This window comes from Propionivibrio sp., from assembly GCF_049316945.1.
Lineage (GTDB): Bacteria > Pseudomonadota > Gammaproteobacteria > Burkholderiales > Rhodocyclaceae > Propionivibrio.
The window spans coordinates 1-17781 of sequence record NZ_JBMOJE010000024.1; the positions used below are offsets into that span (position 1 = coordinate 1).

The 17781-nt window shown below is 59.3% G+C and carries 17 protein-coding genes; 11 read left to right on the forward strand and 6 right to left on the reverse strand.

Annotation, left to right across the window (positions count from 1 at the left end; all coding sequences use genetic code 11):
* Positions 1-221 precede the first annotated feature (221 nt).
* The 4 genes from ACOYNV_RS07725 to ACOYNV_RS07740 all read left to right on the forward strand — a co-directional run bounded on the left by ACOYNV_RS07725 (position 222) and on the right by ACOYNV_RS07740 (position 6236).
* Positions 222-4145, forward strand: coding sequence for a CHASE domain-containing protein (locus ACOYNV_RS07725; RefSeq protein ID WP_422899179.1), 3924 nt, complete (start codon positions 222-224; stop codon positions 4143-4145).
* 291 nt (positions 4146-4436) lie between these two features.
* A complete protein-coding gene (locus tag ACOYNV_RS07730) occupies positions 4437-4751 on the forward strand; it encodes a hypothetical protein (RefSeq protein ID WP_422899180.1) in 315 nt (104 codons plus the stop codon).
* A 492-nt stretch (positions 4752-5243) separates the two neighbouring features.
* Complete coding sequence (locus ACOYNV_RS07735) at positions 5244-6056, forward strand: ATP-binding protein (RefSeq protein ID WP_422899181.1); 813 nt, start codon at positions 5244-5246, stop codon at positions 6054-6056.
* Between the two features lie 6 nt (positions 6057-6062).
* On the forward strand, positions 6063-6236 hold the full coding sequence (locus tag ACOYNV_RS07740) for a hypothetical protein (RefSeq protein WP_422899182.1): 174 nt from the start codon (positions 6063-6065) through the stop codon (positions 6234-6236).
* Positions 6237-6248: 12 nt separating this feature from the next.
* Here the strand turns inward: ACOYNV_RS07740 and ACOYNV_RS07745 are convergent, their stop codons facing one another.
* Positions 6249-6587 carry a hypothetical protein gene (locus ACOYNV_RS07745; protein WP_422899183.1) on the reverse strand — a complete coding sequence of 113 codons (339 nt, stop codon included), beginning with the start codon at positions 6585-6587 and terminating at the stop codon, positions 6249-6251.
* 330 nt (positions 6588-6917) lie between these two features.
* Positions 6918-7352 (reverse strand): Fur family transcriptional regulator, encoded by a 435-nt coding sequence (locus tag ACOYNV_RS07750; protein ID WP_422899184.1) that lies wholly within the window; start codon positions 7350-7352, stop codon positions 6918-6920.
* A gap of 23 nt (positions 7353-7375) precedes the next feature.
* On the opposite strand from ACOYNV_RS07750, the gene ACOYNV_RS07755 reads away from it, so the two are divergent.
* From ACOYNV_RS07755 to msrA, 3 genes are read left to right on the forward strand one after another with little or no spacing between them, the layout of a single operon-like run.
* Positions 7376-7909 carry a hypothetical protein gene (locus ACOYNV_RS07755; protein ID WP_422899185.1) on the forward strand — a complete coding sequence of 178 codons (534 nt, stop codon included), beginning with the start codon at positions 7376-7378 and terminating at the stop codon, positions 7907-7909.
* Between the two features lie 17 nt (positions 7910-7926).
* Positions 7927-8340 (forward strand): peptide-methionine (R)-S-oxide reductase MsrB, encoded by a 414-nt coding sequence (gene msrB / locus ACOYNV_RS07760; RefSeq protein ID WP_422899186.1) that lies wholly within the window; start codon positions 7927-7929, stop codon positions 8338-8340.
* A gap of 14 nt (positions 8341-8354) precedes the next feature.
* Positions 8355-8966, forward strand: coding sequence for a peptide-methionine (S)-S-oxide reductase MsrA (msrA, locus tag ACOYNV_RS07765; protein ID WP_422899187.1), 612 nt, complete (start codon positions 8355-8357; stop codon positions 8964-8966).
* A 381-nt stretch (positions 8967-9347) separates the two neighbouring features.
* On the opposite strand, the gene xerC is transcribed toward msrA, so the two are convergent.
* The 4 genes from xerC to ACOYNV_RS07785 form a co-directional block, all read right to left on the reverse strand.
* Complete coding sequence (gene xerC / locus ACOYNV_RS07770) at positions 9348-10247, reverse strand: tyrosine recombinase XerC (RefSeq protein ID WP_422899188.1); 900 nt, start codon at positions 10245-10247, stop codon at positions 9348-9350.
* Between the two features lie 136 nt (positions 10248-10383).
* Entirely contained in the window at positions 10384-11037 is a 654-nt protein-coding gene (locus tag ACOYNV_RS07775) for a DUF484 family protein (RefSeq protein WP_422899189.1), read from the reverse strand.
* Positions 11034-11864 (reverse strand): diaminopimelate epimerase, encoded by an 831-nt coding sequence (gene dapF / locus ACOYNV_RS07780; RefSeq protein WP_422899190.1) that lies wholly within the window; start codon positions 11862-11864, stop codon positions 11034-11036. Before dapF ends, ACOYNV_RS07775 begins: the two co-directional genes overlap by 4 nt.
* A gap of 25 nt (positions 11865-11889) precedes the next feature.
* Entirely contained in the window at positions 11890-12393 is a 504-nt protein-coding gene (locus ACOYNV_RS07785) for a GNAT family N-acetyltransferase (RefSeq protein WP_422899191.1), read from the reverse strand.
* A gap of 200 nt (positions 12394-12593) precedes the next feature.
* Here ACOYNV_RS07785 and ACOYNV_RS07790 point away from each other — a divergent pair, with 200 nt between their 5' ends.
* The 4 genes from ACOYNV_RS07790 to ACOYNV_RS07805 all read left to right on the forward strand — a co-directional run bounded on the left by ACOYNV_RS07790 (position 12594) and on the right by ACOYNV_RS07805 (position 17780).
* Complete coding sequence (locus ACOYNV_RS07790; protein ID WP_422899192.1) at positions 12594-13481, forward strand: lysophospholipid acyltransferase family protein; 888 nt, start codon at positions 12594-12596, stop codon at positions 13479-13481.
* Between the two features lie 185 nt (positions 13482-13666).
* Entirely contained in the window at positions 13667-15439 is a 1773-nt protein-coding gene (gene msbA / locus ACOYNV_RS07795) for a lipid A export permease/ATP-binding protein MsbA (RefSeq protein WP_422899193.1), read from the forward strand.
* On the forward strand, positions 15439-16569 hold the full coding sequence (locus ACOYNV_RS07800; protein WP_422899194.1) for a glycosyltransferase family 9 protein: 1131 nt from the start codon (positions 15439-15441) through the stop codon (positions 16567-16569). The genes msbA and ACOYNV_RS07800 overlap by 1 nt, the downstream gene beginning before the upstream one ends.
* Complete coding sequence (locus tag ACOYNV_RS07805) at positions 16566-17780, forward strand: glycosyltransferase family 4 protein (RefSeq protein WP_422899195.1); 1215 nt, start codon at positions 16566-16568, stop codon at positions 17778-17780. Before ACOYNV_RS07800 ends, ACOYNV_RS07805 begins: the two co-directional genes overlap by 4 nt.
* Position 17781: the final 1 nt, after the last annotated feature.

Sequence of the window (17781 nt, forward strand, 5' to 3'; positions counted from 1 at the left end):
TGCAAACCCCCGCGGGAGGGGTGCAAACCCCCGCGGGAGAAGGGTGCAAACCCCCGCGGGAGAAGGGTGCAAACCCCCGCGGGAGGGGTGCAAACCCCCGCGGGAGAAGGGTGCAAACCCCCTCTCCCTGCGGGAGAGGGTTGGGGTGAGGGCCAACCACCCGTCAAACCCGCCCTTGCGGTCAATTTGTCGCTATCAACTGTGGTTTTCAGGACTATGAAATGACGCCTCCTCCGCGCATCAAAACAATTACCTTGCTGGCCGTCAGGACGATAATCGGCGTCGGGCTTTGCTTATCGATTCTTGCCAGCCTTTGGGTCAAGCAGCGCATCGATGAAATCGCTGTGGAGCAGTTTTCCCATCAATGCGACGAGGTTGCGCTCACAATCCAGGAGCGCCTGGGTGCCTACGCACTCATTCTGCGTAGCGGCGCCGGCCTGTTCGCGGCATCGAATAGCGTCGATCGCCAGGCGTGGCTAACCTTTGTTGAAACACAGCGTGCCAGCGAAATCCTTCCCGGTATGCAGGGAATCGGTTTTGCCCGGATCATTCCACCGCAGCAACTGGCCGACCACATCGCCAGGATTCGTGGCGAAGGATTCCCCGACTACACGGTGCGCCCCGCCGGCGAGCGCCCGGTGACCACCGCGATCATTTATCTGGAACCGTTTCGCGACCGCAACCTGCGCGCTTTCGGCTACGACATGTTCTCGGAACCCATTCGGCGAGCCGCCATGGAACATGCACGCGACACCGGCGAGGCGTCGCTCTCCGGCAAGGTCGAACTGGTACAGGAGACCGGCAAGGATGTCCAGGCCGGAACGGTGATGTATGTTCCCGTCTACCGCAACGGCGCAACGATGGATACGCTTGAGCAGCGGCGGGCGGCGCTGACCGGCTGGGCCTTTGGCCCGTTCCGCATGAATGACCTGATGAGCGGCATTCTCTCCGCTTGGAGTAACTCCGAAGGAAGATTCACCGATCTGCAAATCTACGACGGTGATGTGGCGTCTCCTGCCAGACTCATGTTCGATAGCCAACCCTCCCATTCACCCCATTTGAATTCCTTGCTCTTTCAGCGACGCTCGATCGACTTCAATGGAACGCAATGGTTGATAGAATTTGATGAAGTCGCGACTGGACCAGGCATCAGCCATGCAGCCGCATGGGCCGTTCTGATCACGGGTCTTTTTCTCACCGGCTTGGTGGTGCGGCGAGAACGGGATACCGCGAAACTCGGTGGCAATATTGCCCAACTCAACCAGCGCCTTACCCTTGCCACTGATTCGGCCCGGATTGGTGTGTGGGAATATTTTGTCCCGGAAAACAAGCTCATCTGGGACAAGTGGATGTATGCGCTTTACGGCGTGCGTGAAGAAGATTTCTCCGGGGCCTATGAGGCTTGGAGGAACGGCCTGCATCCGGATGACCGGGCACGCGGCGACGAGGAGAGCAACCAGGCGCTGCGCGGAGAAAAAGAGTTCGATACCGAGTTCCGCGTGCTTTGGCCAAACGGCGAACTGCGCTACATCAAGGCCACCGCCCTCGTGGTGCGCGATGCCGGCGGCAAGCCGCTACGGATGACCGGGGTCAATTACGATATCACCGAACGCAGGTTGAGCGACCTTGCCCTGCAAAACCGGGACAATCTCCTGCGCAAAAACAGGGCACAACTGCGCCTGCTTCTGGATTCCACGGCTGAAGGCATATTCGGTATCGATAGGGACGGGAAGTGCACGTTCTGCAACGCATCCTGCCTGAACATGCTGGGTTACACGCGTGTCGACGAGTTGATCGGCAAGAACATACACAATCTGATCCACCACACGCATGCCGACGGATGCCACTACCCCGTGGAGGATTGCCGTATCATCCGTGCTTTCCTGAAGGCGGAGACCTTGCACTTTGACGATGAGGTGCTGTGGCGTGCCGACGGCACCTGCTTCGCTGCCGAATATTGGTCACACCCGCAGGTAGTCGATGGCAAGGCGGTCGGGGCTGTGGTGACCTTCATGAATATCAGCGTGCGCAAGCAGATCACGGAGGAACTCGACGAACACCGCCAGCACCTTGAACGAATCGTCTTCTCAAGAACCGCCGAACTGGAAAAAGCCAAAGATGAAGCGGAGGCGGCCAGTGTGGTCAAAGGCCAGTTCCTGGCCAACATGAGCCACGAGATTCGCACGCCGCTCAACGCCGTGCTGGGCTTTGCCAACCTGTGCCTGAATCTCGATATGGCGCCGCGCGAGCGCGACTACCTGGCCAAGATTCGCAGCGCCTCGGAATCGCTGCTGGGTATCGTCAACAACATCCTGGATTTCTCCAAAATAGACGCCGGCATGCTCGTCCTGGAGTCCATTCCTTTCAACGTCGACGAAACCCTGCTGCAAATGGCCAGCCTGTTTGGCCTCGGGGCGCGCAAGAAGGGCGTTGAACTGGTCATCGGCACCTTGCCCGGCGTACCGGAGAGGCTGGTTGGCGATCCTGGCCGCCTGCTCCAGGTGCTGGTGAATCTGATGAGCAACGCCGTCAAGTTCACCAAACACGGCGAGATCAGCCTGACCGTGGAGCCGGTGAGCGTCACCACCGATACCGTCACCTTGCGCTTCGCGGTTCGCGACACCGGCCCGGGCGTGACGCCTGAACAGCAGGCCCGGTTGTTCACCCCGTTCACCCAGGCCGACAGTTCGACCACCCGTAAATACGGCGGCACCGGCCTTGGCCTGGCACTGTGCAAGCAACTGGTGGGCTGCATGGGTGGCCAGATCGAAGTGGAAAGCGAAGCCGGGGCAGGTTCCTGCTTCAGCTTTACCGCCTGCTTCGGCATTGTTGCCGGCGCGGCCACCGCAACGTCCGGCCATCCTGGCCATCCCGGCCTGGTCGGCAAAAAGGTGCTGGTGGTCGATGACAACGCGGCCATGCGCGCTTTGTTGAGCCGCCAGGTGAAGGGCTTTGGCTGTACGGCGGAGACGGCGGATTCGGGCGCGGCGGCGCTGATCCGTTGCCAGTCGTGGGCCGGCTTCGACCTCATTCTGCTGGATTGGCGCATGCCCGAACCGGATGGCCTGGCCACTGCCAAAGGCATTCGCGCCGCCGGCAACCCGGTCCCCATCATATTGATTTCCGGTGACGAGCCCGAGATGGCGCGCTCCCTGATGGAAAACGACGCGATCCAGGCTTACCTGTGCAAACCGGTGCCAACCGCCCTGCTGCGCGAAACCATGCTCAACATCCTGAGTGGGCATACGGTCCAGGTGCGGAAGCTCGACCTGCGCATATCGGCACCCTTGCTGCGCGATGTCCGCATCCTCGTGGTTGAGGACAACGATTTCAACCGCCAGATTTGCCGCGAACTGGTGGAGCTTACCGGCGCCACCGTTAACACGGTCGACGATGGTGCGCAGGCGGTGGCGGCCGTCGCCAACCGGGCCTACGATCTGGTCCTGATGGATATCCAGATGCCGGTGATGGATGGTTACAGCGCCACCCGCATCCTCCGCGAACGCTGGCCCGATCTGCCGATCATCGCCCTGACCGCGCACAGCATCAGCGAGGAGAAAGAGCGCGTGCTGGCCGCCGGCATGAACGACATCCTGACCAAGCCGATCCTGCCCGAAACTCTCTACGCCAAGCTGGTCCGCTGGTTGCCGGGCCGCAGCGGGCCAGCGATGGCAAGCAGCGAGCTAACATTGCCAGCGATTTCTGCGATTTCGGCACCGGCTATTCCGTCAGCGACGCCTGACGAAACAGTTGATGCAGCGGCTGAAGTGCCGGCCGAGGTCTTCGATCTGCCTCTGGCGCTTTCCCGGGTGAACGGCGAGCGCATTCTGCTCGATCGCTTTCTCGGCATGTTCCGCGAGCGCAACGCCGACATCGTTGAAAAGATTTGCGCAGCCTTGGACGAGCAGGATGTGGCAACGGCGCGGCAACTCGCGCATGCCCTCAAGGGCGGCGCCGGAACCATCGGCATGAGCGAACTGCAAGCTGCCGCGGCACGTCTGGAGGCCACGCTGGCCCAGGCGCTGCAGGGGACGGATGATCCGCTGCGCCGCAGCGAGGATTTCACGGCGCTGGAGGCCGCGTGGACGCGAACCCAGGACGCCTTTACCACGCTGCTTGGGGCACCGGAACTGGAAACGCCATGAGGAGCGCGATGATTCTTGAAACTGCGGCTGGATGTGTTGCCAATGCCGCAGGCCCTCATCCCCGGCCCTTCTCCCGCGGGGAGAAGGGTGCAAACCCCGCGGGGAGAAGGGTGCAAACCCCGTGACCGAAGGAAATGTGCCCCGCAGGAAATACCCTTGGGGTGCAGAGCCGGGAGAGGGGTGCAAACTCCCTCTCCCCGCGGGAGAGGGTTGGGGTGAGGGCCAACCACCCGTCAAACCCGGCCTTGCGGTCAATTTGTCGCTATCAACCGAGAATTTCAGGATCATGAAATGACTCATCCTCTGCGCATCCGAATAATTGCCTTGCTGGTTGTCCTGATGTCGCTGATCGTCAATGGACTTTACTGGTGGCAATTGTCCACGGCTGACCACCAGCTACGTTCGGAAACGGTTGCGCAAGCGCAATTACGGTCCAGGCAGTTGAACGGCGCGGTGGCAGACCAGATTGCCCTGCTGATCCGCTATACCGATTTGCTGCGCAAGAACTGGCCGCCAGGTATGCGGGCCAGCCGGAAGAGTTTGACCAGCCTGCGCGCCAGATCGAGCAACGATTTCCGGCCAACTCGCTGCTTCAGATTTCCGTGATTGACGCCAGGGGTTACCTCGCTTATTCCAGTCTCGGTTTCAAGGCGCCGGTGTTCCTGGGTGACCGGGAGCATTTCAAGGCGCACCTGGGCGCTGATAAAGAGCGCTTGTTCATCAGCCAGCCGGTTCTCGGCCGAATTTCAAAGAAATGGTCGATCCAGTTCTCCCGTCCGATCCAGCGCAACGGTCGCTTTGCTGGCGTGATCGTCCTTTCGCTGTCGCCTGACTATCTGCAGCAATCGCTGGCCTCGCTGTTGCTGGGTCCCGATGACTCGATTTCGATTTACCGGCAGAGCGGGGAGTACCTGGCGCGCAATCGGAACAATGAAAATGCGCTGGGCAAGAGTGCGCCCCCCGAGCGCCAGTTTGTCGGCCCGGACGCCGCGCGGAGCGGATCGTTGCGGGTGGTGTCCAATTTCGATCAGATGGTCCGGCTCTTCCAGTGGGAGCGGCTGGAGGATTACCTTCGCCAGCGATGGCCACAAGGCCTTGATGGAAACCACCAAGACCCCCATGCGCGATGCTCACGGGACCTTGGTTGGCATCCTCGGCATTGCCCACGACATCACCGCGCGCAAGCTGGCCGAGGCCGAACTCCTGCGCTCCAACAGCGAACTGGCACAGTTCAGCTACGCCATTTCGCATGACATGCGCCAGCCCCTGCGCATGATTTCCAGTTACCTGCAACTGCTGGAGATGGACCTGGCCGATCAACTCGATGGCGAGCAGCTGGAGTATTTCAACTTTGCCATCGACGGCGCCAAGCGCCTCGACCAGATGATGGTTGGCCTGCTCGACTACGCTCGGATTGGCCACAAGGGCGAACCGGCGGCGTGGATCGAAAGCCTCGCGCTGCTCGATGAGGCGCTGATGTTTCTGCGCCCGGCGATCGCCGAGGCACAGGCCGCTGTGCGCATTGACGGCGAGTGGCCGCGCATCAGGGTCAGCCCGGTTGAAATGCTGCGCCTGGTGCAAAACCTGATCGGCAACGCCGTGAAATTCCGCGTCGCCGGACGCCTGCCGGAAATCACCGTAAGCAGCCAGATCACCGGGGGAAATTGGCGCCTGTGTGTTGCCGACAACGGCATCGGCGTCCTGCCCGAACAGGTCAGCCGGCTGTTTCAGGTCTTCCAGCGCTTGCAGTCACGCGCCGCCTATGAAGGCACCGGCATCGGTCTGGCGCTGTGCCGCAAGATCGCCGAAAATCATGATGGCAAGATCTGGGTCGAGTCGGCGGGTAAAGGACAGGGCTGCCGGTTTTGCGTTGAGTTGCCGATGGCGAATGCGCTCGAGACACCGGCTTGAGCGCAGGTGAAAAAAATCCATTTCAGCCTGATCTCCTCGCTCGTCACCCCGGCGAAGGCCGGGGTCCAGTTCGTCTATCTGATTGTTTTCTTGAATATCAGAGGCACGCACTGGATTCCGGCCTGCGCCGGAATGACGGTCTGGAAGGTTGTGCCAATTAATTCACGACCTGAGCGCTGACCAGGCTGCAAGTTACGCTGTCTTGCGCGATTCAGCTTCTGCCCAAAGGGCCTTGGCAAAAGCTTTCCATGCGACGCCGCCGTGGCTCTCGATGCCAATGCCGGCACTTTCTTCCATGGTTCGCAGCATCATCCCCGCCAGGCCGTAAAGATCGATTTTTGCCATCAGCTGGTGATCAACATGCGTGGAAGCAGCGCGTTTCAAATCCTCCGCCGAGTGCTCCAGCGCCGCGTGGGCCAGGGCGCGCACCTGCGCGTCGTCCTTCCAGTCGATGCCGAGAACGATGCCTTTCCTGACGATTTCCTGTTCGATTTCCTTGGCAGTTGCAGCGTAATCTTCAAACCCGGCCATGCTGTTCTCCTTGGTTATTGGCTTGTATTCCGTTCAGGGCATGGAACCCCGGCTTCATTATCCCGGAAAAAGCAGCCAACGATAGAGACGATGGACTTTGCTTTATTTATCCTTAAAACCTCAGTTTAACCACGGCGAACACGGCGGGCACGGCGAAAAGCTGCTGCGAAGCAAATACTCGTGGGGTGCTCAGGTTTTCAGGATTTCATGGCTTACCCAAAGGGTGAATCATGAAAACATTGCAAGCTCTTGTTTTTCCGTTGTCCCTCTTCAGGGAGGCTTCGCGCTGTTCGCCGTGTTCGCTGTGGTCAACTGCCCTTTTTAGGTTTATTACTTCGACGCGGTGCAGTTGGCACAGCGTCCGCGCAGGTCGAAATCCATGCGCGACAAGGAGAAACCCGCAGGCAGGATCGGCGCGGCAGGCGGTGCGGCATCGAGACAAAATACCCCGCCGCAGTGCTCGCAGCGAAAATGGATGTGCGTCGTATGCTCCCCGGCAGCGGCGGCCGAGAAGCGAAAGACGCGATGGGCGTCGGTATTCTTGTGCGCCAGAGCGCTCTCGACCAGCCAGTCGAGCACGCGATAAAGCGTTACGCGGTCGAGCGCCAATTCACCAAGGACCAGTTCAATCTCGTTGTGCGTCAGCGCCGTCGGTGCCGCACGCAGCAATTGCAGCACCCGGATGCGCGCCGGCGTCGCCCGCGCACCGGTGAGGCGAATGTGCTCGGCAACAACTTCATCGTTCAGGTGAGTGGGAGAAGACAAAAAAGATATCCGGCCAGAGGATTTTGTCTGACGATTTAACCATAGCCAAGCCCCGGATGCCACATTGTTGCAATGATGACCAAAGATCGAGCCAGACTACGGCCAACCAGATCAAAACCTTTTTCTCATCCGGCCTGCAAGCCAATAAATACGGGCATCTTGCGCTTGCCTTGCCGGGAAGCCAATATCCATGCGGCTCCCAGGCCATACCATGCCACATTCGCCTATCGACGCCTGTTGCAGCCCGATGCATTTTGGCGGCGCATGTCGCTGTAAGTATTTCTGCTGTTCGAACGACAAAGATTCGTGGCGTCAATCAGGAGAGCGATATACCGGAACTCGCCGCTGGCTTTGCTGGTTCCGTGCTTCCCGGCTCAAGGGAACTGTCCTGCCGCTTCACTGCCGAACAAGCGCAGGCAATATTGTTGCCTGTTTGTCTTCAACTCGAATATCAACAGCTTTTTTGGAAAACACCATGGATCGTCGTCAATCGCTCAAGTGGCTCGGTGGTTTATCCGCCTTTTTTCTGCCAGTACCGGCAACGCAATTGGCAGTAGCCAAGGAAGATACCAGTATGAAACTTGTCAAATCAAAGGCTGAATGGGCCGCCCTGCTTCCCCAGCCGGCCTATCGCGTCCTCTTTGAGGAGGACACGGAGCGCTCGGGAACGAGCCCCCTCAACAACGAGAAACGAGATGGAACCTTCATCTGCGCGGCCTGCTTCCTGCCGCTGTTCGACAGCAAAGCGAAATTCGAGAGCGGCACCGGCTGGCCGAGTTTCTGGCAGCCGCTGCCCGCTGCGGTCGTAACCAAGACCGATTTCAAGCTGATCTATCCACGCACCGAGTATCACTGCGCTCGCTGTAGCGGACATCAGGGTCACGTCTTCAATGACGGCCCGAAACCGACCGGCAAGCGCTACTGCAACAATGGCGTTGCGCTGCAGTTCGTCGAGCGCGCCGATAAACTGCCGGAGTTGCGGACATGATCAGGAGGATTGCCATGGCTATTTTGTGCTCGCTTGGCGTTGTCGCCAGTGGAACCAACTCTTTGGCTGCAGACGCTTCGACCGCCAAGCCGGCGAATGCTACCAATGCGGCAACCGCGATTTTCGCCGGCGGCTGCTTCTGGTGCATCGAGGCCGATTTCGAGAAGCTGCCCGGCGTCATCGGGGCCGAATCCGGCTACACCGCCGGCAAGAAGGTCGACCCGACTTACGAACAGGTCAGCGCCGGCAGCACCGGCCACACCGAAGCCATACGCGTCACTTACGACCCGTCCAGGGTCAGCTATGCCCAACTGGTTGATTTCTTCTGGAAACACATCGATCCGACGGTCAAGGATCGTCAGTTCTGCGACGTCGGCAGCCAATATCGCAGCGGTATCTACTGGCAGAACGAGGCCGAACGCAAGGTCGCCGAAAGCAGCCGCGATGCTTTGCTGGCCAGCGGCAAGTTCAAGGAAATCCATACCGAGATCGTCGCCGCCACCGCTTTCTATCCGGCCGAGGAATACCACCAGGATTACTACAAGAAAAACCCGATCCGCTACGCCTACTACCGCAATGGCTGCGGCAGGGACAGCCGGGTAGAGTCGCTTTGGGGGAAGAAGTAAGCCGGCTAGTGACCGGGGCTATTTCCTGAGAGGCTGTAAAAAAATGCTTTAACACCCACCGCAGAGCCGCAAAGGCGCAGAGGAAACGCAGAGGAACCCCATTGTTTTTAACCTGGAAAAGGCAGTTGACCACAGCGAACACGGCGAACACGGCGAAAAAACAATGACTTACACTGTTTTCATGCTTCACCCTTTGGGTGAGCGGTTAAATCCTGAAAAACTGTGCACCCCAAGAGTATTTGCTTCGCAGCAGCTTTTCGCTGTGCTCGCCGTGTCGCCGTGTCGCCGTGGTTTGAACTGAGGTTTAAAGGTTTTCTCTGCGAAATCTCTGCGCCTTTGCGGCTCTGCGGTGGATTCTTGATATTTTCACAAGCTCTGACTCTATTTCCGTTTTGCGCGCGGATGCGCTGAATCATAAACCCGGGCCAGATGCTGGAAATCGAGGTGGGTATAAATCTGCGTCGAGGCAATGCTGGCGTGGCCGAGCATTTCCTGCACCGCACGCAGGTCGCCGGACGATTGCAGCACGTGCGAGGCAAAGGAATGGCGCAGCATGTGCGGGTGCACGCTGGTCGGCAGGCCCTGCGCCAGCGCCCGCTGTTTGAGCCGCTCTTCGATCACGCGCGGGTGAATGCGGCCGCCGCGCTGCCCGACGAACAGCGCCGATTGTTCCGTACCGGCCACTTCGCAACGACGCTGCGCCCAGGCCACGACCGCCGCGCGCGCCTTGCTGCCAACGGGAACCAGGCGCAACTTGCTGCGCTTGCCGAGAACGCGAACTTCGCCGGCCTGGATGTCCTCCAGAGACGAAACATCGAGCGCGGCGAGTTCGGCGAGGCGCAGGCCGGAGGAGTAGAAGAGTTCGAACATCGCCTGATCGCGAATCTCCAGCACTTCGTCGCTGGAAGAATCGAGCAGGCGGTTGGCTTCGTCGGGTGACAGCACCTTCGGCAAAGCCTTCGGGCTCTTGGGAGCACGCACGCCTTCGATCGGATTGGCCGTCATTTCACCGTGCAGGCCGAGCCAGCGATAAAAGCCGCGCCAGGCGGAAAGCATGCGCGCCAGCGAGCGACCGCCCAGCCCGCGGGCATGCAACTGGGCGATGAAACGGCGAATGTGGTGCGTCTCGACGGCGTCGATGGTGCAAGCGCCGGGCAACTCGCCGATGAGACTGCACAGAACGCGCAGGTCACGCCGGTAGTTGCTGACCGTATGCGGCGACTGTCGCCGCTGCTGGGCGAGTTCGTCGAGGTAGGTATTAACCGACTCGCTGGAGACCATTCAATAACCCTGAAGAACCAGTTTAACCACGAAGATCACGAAGGCCACGAAGAGAAGAAAAAACCAGAGCTATTTGGTAGTAGTTTTTTCTTCGTGCTCTCCGTGTTCTTCGTGGTTGATTATTGCGTTTAGGAAATCAGCGCAACACCCGAGCCAGTGCGGCCGAGGCCATCTCGCCAAGACGCTCAAGATACAAGGTGCCCATGCCGGCGTAGAAGCGCTGCGCCTCTTCGCTGCCGAGCGCGATCATGCCGATCGTGCCGCCACCGTTGCGCATGGCGATCAGCGCTTGCGAGCGGATGTGCTTTGAGGCATCGCCGAACCAAGATGAAGTCTCAAAGCCGGAAGTCGAACCACAATACGGCTGGGTCAGCGTCTCGGCAAACACCTGCAACTCTTCACTGACATCGGCAAACTCCGGCAATTCTTCCACGTTTTCCGGACGGACCCACAAGCGCAGGGCCACATGCGGAATGGCAAAGTCGTCGCGCAGATGGAAGTTCAGCGTATGCAGCACCGACTGGAAGCTGGCCGCGGCGATCATCGCCACGCCCAGACGATGCATCTTTTCGCTGATCGTGTCGTTTTCTTCGCCGAACTGCAGCAACTCACCCATCTTGCCTTCAAGTTGCTTGTTTTTATCGCGCAAACTCAGCATCTGGCGTTCGGTAATCGAGATCGTTCGCCCGCTGTGCGGATGCGGAATCACCATGCGCGACATCAGATCCGCATGCTCCTCGAAGAACTGCGGATTGTCCTGCAGATACTTGGCGACTTCTTCTGATTTCATAACTTGATTTCTCCGGTAAATACGGTAACAGCCGGGCCGGTCATCAGCACGGATGTGCCGTTGCCGCCCCAGGAAATAGTCAGTTCGCCGCCGCGTGTTGTAACGCACACCGGCGAGTCAAGCAGGCCGCGCGCGATACCCGCCGCCACGGCGGCACAGGCGCCGGTACCGCAGGCCAGGGTTTCACCGGCACCGCGCTCGAAAACACGCAGGCGGATCGCATTGCGGCTGGAAATCTGCATGAAGCCGGCATTGACCCGCTGCGGGAAGCACGGGTGTGATTCGATCAGCGGCCCCTGCGCGGCAACCGGCGCCGCATCGACATCGGCGACCACCTGTACGGCATGCGGGTTACCCATCGATACGGCGGTAATCGCCAATTCCTGATCGCCAATCATCAGCGTCTGCACGAGATCGGCGGTCGGGCTGATGAAGGGAATTTTTTCCGGGAGGAACACCGGCACGCCCATGTCCACGGTGACGCTTCCGTCGGCTTCAAGACGAGGGGTGATTACGCCGCTCATTGTTTCGACACGAATCTCTTGTTTGTCGGTCAGGCCCTGATCATGCACGAAGCGAACGAAACAGCGCGCACCATTGCCGCACTGTTCGACCTCGCCGCCATCGGCATTGAAAATACGATAGCGGAAGTCGATATCCGGGCTAGTGGCCTTTTCAACCAGCAGAATCTGATCACAACCGACGCCGAAATGCCGGTCACCAAGAAAGCGGAGTTGCGCCGGTGTCAGCGCAAGCGACTGGCGAACACCATCGAGCACGACAAAGTCGTTGCCCAGCCCGTGCATTTTCGAAAACTTGAGTTTCATTGTTATCCAGCCTGCCTAGTCGGCATCAGCGCAACGATTTGGCCATTATAAAGTCGTCCATGACGAAATCGTTGCCGATATCGACACGCACGGCATCGCGCACGACAAATCCATGTTTTTTGTACACCGAAATGGCCCGCTCGTTGCGTTTATTGACCGCCAGCATCAGGGTGTCGCAGCCCAGCCCCAAGGCCCGCTGCGATACATGTGCGATCAGGCGTCCACCGAGACCGAGACGTTGCCGGGCCGGATCGACATAAAGCTTGTCAAGCTTCATTTCACCGGCGGCCGTGCCCGGCAGGGTCGAGGCAAAAGCGGCCAGTTCGCCATCGACCGTCGCCTTGTCCCACCAGATATCTGCCATGGCCAATTCTTCGCGCAGACGTGGGGCGTTGTAACGCTGCTCCAGCATGAAGTCGATCTGCGCCTGGGTGATGATTCCCGGATAGGCATCCTGCCAGACGATGCGCGCCAGTGCCGCCACAGCTTCGACATCGGCGCTGGTAACCGGTGAAATCTGGATGCTCATGCAAACTTTACTCAGGCAAGGGTGGTGAGTGGGTGTGAATGGCAATACAATGCCGCGTTACAAATCCGTGACACAACCATGTGAGCAGTCGAACAGTAAACTGCCACCATCCGCTACGCCAGCATGACTATACTTATCTCTTCATTTATTTCAAATGACCTTGGTCCTGCAGATGCGCCCGGCAGCAACTTGCGCCAACCATGCTGAGTCGCATCCTTAGTCAATCCGCAGTCGCCCTGCTCTGGCTGCTGCATTTTCTGCCGCTGCCGATTCTGGCAGTTATGGGCCAAGGCCTGGGTCTGCTGCTTTTTCACCTGGCCGGACGTCGCCGAAAGATTGCCCTGGTCAACCTGTCCTTGTGCTTCCCTGAACTGGGCGATCAAGAACGTAACAATCTGGCCAAAGCCCACTTCAAGATGCTTGGCCGCAGCATCCTGGAACGTAGCATTCTCTGGTGGGGAAGCCGGGAGCGGATGTACCGGCTGATCCAGGTCGTCGGCGAAGAGAAAATGCACGCCTTGCGCGCCGCCGGTCGGCCAATCATCATGCTCGCCCCCCATTTTGTCGGACTCGATGCCGGAGGGATAGGCATTGCCTTGCGTTTTGACTCGCTGACCATTTATTCGGCGCAGAAGAATCCGGTATTCGACCGGGTAGTCTTGCGCGGCCGCAGCCGAATCGGGGACCAGTTGATGCTGTCGCGCCAGGAAGGCGCGCGCGCAACCGTCAAGGCGATGAAGTCCGGCCGGCCTTTCTACTACCTGCCCGACATGGACTTTGGTAGCCGCGACTCGGTATTTGTGCCTTTCTTCGGTGTTCAAGCAGCCACCATCACCGGACTCTCACGCCTTTCCAGAGCGGCCAGAGCCGCCGTCGTACCCTGCGTCACCCGCATGCTGCCAGGCGGAAAAGGCTATGTCGTCGAAATAGGCGACCCGTGGCCCGATTTTCCGACGGCCGACGTCGAAGCCGACACCCGGCGCATGAACGCCTTTATCGAAAATGTCGTGCGCACCATGCCCGAACAGTATTACTGGGTTCATCGCCGGTTCAAGACCCGACCGGAGGGGGAGGGGCGGTTTTATTGAACTTACTTCGAGCCGCTTTTCTGAAGAATCCAATTTCGGCGAATTTCCCGCCCACAGTCTGAGCGGCAGGCAGCCGACCACATTTTACTCGGCACGATGGCTAATCAACTGACAAGTATTGGGGATCTTGCTCGCCTAGTACCCTGACCACCAGTGAAAGCGGGCCGTGTATAATCTCGCCCTCAATGAACAACGAACCCAGCGCCCAACTGACGAGCCGACAACTGTACTTTCGCCTGCTCGGTTACGTACGTCCTTATTGGAAGGCTTTCGTCGTCGCGATTGCCTGCATGGGCCTGTCGTCGATCGTCGAACCAGTATTTCCTGCGATCATGAAAGAACTTCTGGATAACGGATTTACACAAGGCAAAGAAAGTTACAACTGGTTATTCTACCCTCTTGCCATTGTCGGAATTTTCATCGCCCGTTCAATTCTTGGTTTCATTGGTGACTACGCAATGAGTTGGGTCTCGAACAACATGGTTGCGGAACTCCGGCAGGCTATGTTCACGCGCATAGTCAATCTCCCGACCAGCTATTTCAACGACAACACCTCCGGGCGGCTGATGTCACGCGTGGCCTATGACGTGGGTGGCGTTGCCGGAGCAGCGACCGGCGCGGTGACGACACTCGTCAAGGACAGCCTGTCAGTCGTCGGCCTGATTGCCTGGCTGCTCTATCTGAACTGGCAGCTGACACTGGTAGTCTTCGTCACGGTGCCCTTTATCGCAATTGCCGTCAGAGGCTTCAGCGGCCGCCTGCGCAAAGTGGCGCGGGGCATCCAGCAATCGCAGGGAACGATCACCGAAGTATTGCAGGAGGCTATTGAGGGCCACAAGGTCGTCAAGATTTTTGGCGGACAACGCTATGAAGAAAGCCGTTTCTCGGACTGCGTTCAGAAACAGCGTCGCTTCAACATGCGTGGAACCGTTGCCGCAGCCGCACAGGGACCGATCGTTCAATTCTTTTCGGCGATTGCACTGGCAACGATCATGGCAGTAGCGCTCCGGCAGGCGAGCAGCGAGCAAACCACGGTCGGCGGCTTCGTCTCATTCATCACCGCCATGCTTATGCTAATGGCACCCCTGAAGCGATTGACCGACATCAGTGCGCCGATCCAACGAGGTCTGGCTGCAGCAGAAAGCGTTTTTGATGTGATCGACCAATTGCCAGAAGCGGACACCGGGACCGTCGACCTCGGGCGCACCACGGGCCGGATTGAATTCGATGACGTGACCTTCACTTACCCCGGCACCGAGCACCCCGCCCTGCACGGCGTCACCTTCAGCGCCCACCCCGGTGAGTGCATTGCGCTGGTCGGTCATTCAGGCAGCGGTAAAACCACCATCGCCAACCTGCTACCGCGCCTCTATCCGGTCAACGGCGGGGAGATTCGCGTCGATGGAACGCCGCTCCAAGATATTCGCCTAACCAGCTTGCGCAACAATATTGCACTGGTCAGCCAGGAGGTCGTTCTGTTCAACGACACGGTCGCCGCCAACATTGCCTACGGACTGAGCGGCTCGGCAACGCGCGAGGAAATCCGTGCTGCAGCTGTGGCAGCACATGCGCTGGAGTTTATCGAAGAAATGCCCAATGGCTTCGACACCCTGATCGGAGAAAAAGGCGTCAAGCTGTCCGGCGGTCAGCGCCAGCGTCTGGCTATCGCGCGCGCACTACTGAAAGACGCACCGATCCTGATTCTCGACGAAGCCACCTCGGCGCTCGACACCGAGTCCGAGCGGATGGTCCAGCAGGCGCTCGACAACCTGATGCAGAGCAGGACGACACTGGTCATTGCACACCGCCTGTCCACGATCGAGAACGCCGACCGGATCGTTGTACTCAACAAGGGGAATCTCGTCGAAACTGGCTCCCATGACGAATTGCTGGCTCGCGACGGCGCCTACGCCAGGCTCTATCGAATCCAGTACGCCATCGAGTCCCAAGAGGGATAGTGGACATCCCCTTTGCCGAGTCGCTGTTGGCCTGGCAAGTGCACCGGCTAGCCCGACGGCACCCTGTCAGGCCGCTTGGCGAGTTTCAGTTGAAGGAAACGCGGCAGGTATTGGTCACGCTGACAACCGGAATCGGCGATGCGGTTTTCTCGTCCGCAGTTTTTCCGGCACTCCGAACGGCAATGCCGCAGGCTCACATCACCCTTTTTTGCCGGGAAGCATGGCTGGATCTTTTCTCGGACGATCCAGCGATCGACGAAATCATTCCCTACCCCGGCAAGTTCCGGCATTTTTTTTCGACTCTCAAGGCACTTCGCACGTCCCGACCGGACCTCGCCCTCGTGTTGCACGGCAACGATCCGGATATCATCCCGCTGTGTTATCTGGCGGGCGCGCCAACGATCCTGCGCATTCCGGTCCGGGGCACCCGATTCGACTACCTGCTGTCGAACCGGAACCGCACCGAAGACAACGACAGCCTCCCCGGCCTTCACTACGTCGACAACCGGCTGCGTATCCTTGATACGCTTGGCATTTCACAGGCGGGCTACGCACCGCAACTGCACGTCAACCCGGGGCGTCGTAAGCGCATCCTCGAAGAGCTCGAGCCTTCCCTGAAGGGCCGTCCTTACATCGTCATCCACCCACGTGCTGCTGATCGCTACAAAAGCCTGCCGGATGCGCTGCTCGTCGATCTGCTCGCCCAACTCAGAAACTGCCTGCAGACCCACTGTATCGTGCTGACCGGAGGCAATGCAGAACGCGCCGATCTGGAGACACTGCTCGGTCGACAAAACGATCCGCAAGTCTTCCTCGCCGCCGGACGCTGGGGACTGGCCGACACGGCCGCCTGTCTTGCCGGGGCGTCCGCCGTCATCGGCCCGGACACCGGTGTTCTGCACATGGCAGCGGCACTCGACCGACCGGTACTCGGACTCTACTCACCCACGCAGGCGACGCTGGTCGGACCGCGCGCACCCCATGCGCCGGTCACCGTTCTTGAACAGCCGCTGACCTGCACGCCCTGCTATCAGAAGCGTTGCCCGCACCGACCAGTCAAATGCATGGCCCAGTTTGACGCACAAACGGTTACCGGCGCGCTGCTTACTCTCCTAGGACCAGCGCCATGACATCCCCGCTGATTGCCCATCTGCTGCCCAACTACAATCCCTTTCCGCCCATCTACCCAGCCGGCACCGAGCTGCGTGTCGAACAGGTCAGCCTGCGCCAGTCGCGCTATCGCTCGCTTGTCGTCTGTGGCGGTTTTAAGGGAGAGAAAACTGCAGAACAGATCGGCAGTATGCGCATCCGACGGATACGCTTTTCGCCGTTATACCGCCGCCTCTTCCAGAAAATTACGCGACTTGACCCCTTGCCCTACGCCTATCGGATGTGGAAGATCGTCCGCGAAGAAGGCGCCAGCGTCCTGCATATCCACAATGAACCCAAGCTTCTGGTAGGCCTCGCACCTTACCTCCGGAAAAATCCCTTGCCGGTTGTTGTGCACATCGCCAATCACAAACCAATTCCGACCGATGCGATTCCCCTTGTCACCCGCTGGGTGGCATGCAGCCGCTTCATGGCCGACTGGCTCAAGGATTCCTGCAAGGTTCCGGCTGACCGGATCGAAGTGATCTACACCGGCACCGATGTCTCGGGCCGCGCACCCTACTGGCAAGTGCCGGCTGCAGAGCGTCGGCAATTGCGGCAGCGCTTTGGAGTCGATGACGACAATGCCCTCGTTTTTGTTTTCGGGGGACGCCTGGTCAAGGAAAAGGGCGTTGCCGAAATGCTCGACGCCTTCGCGCTGGTGCGCAAGCGCCTCGGGCAGCCGGTCCGGCTGCTAATTGCCGGCAACGTGCGCGAAAGCACGGACAGCAGCAACGAAAAGGCAAGGTACGGACAGGCCATGATCGAACGTATAAGCAGCGCAGCCGACGTTAACTGGGTGGGCAGTCTTAAACCGTCAGACATGCACAATTTCCTGCTGACCGGCGATGCCTTTCTGTTGCCGTCCCTGTGGGACGACCCGTTTCCGACTGTCATGCTGGAAGCGGCGGCGGCCGGACTGCCGATCGTGGCAGGTGCGCGCGGTGGTATCACCGAGTTTTTGCAGGACTGCCCGGGGCAACGTTTCATCGACCCGGCGAAGCCCGAAGAAATGGCAGAAGCCATGCTTGAACTGGCGGCTTCCCCAGCGTTACGCACGGCGGCCGGAAGCTGGCTTCGGGGTATAATCGAGGCCCGTTTTGACTGGCAACGGGTCACCGCCGATTTCGAAGCGATGTATGACCGGATACTGACGCGCCAGTCAATCTCCGGCACACCTTCAACTTCCTGAA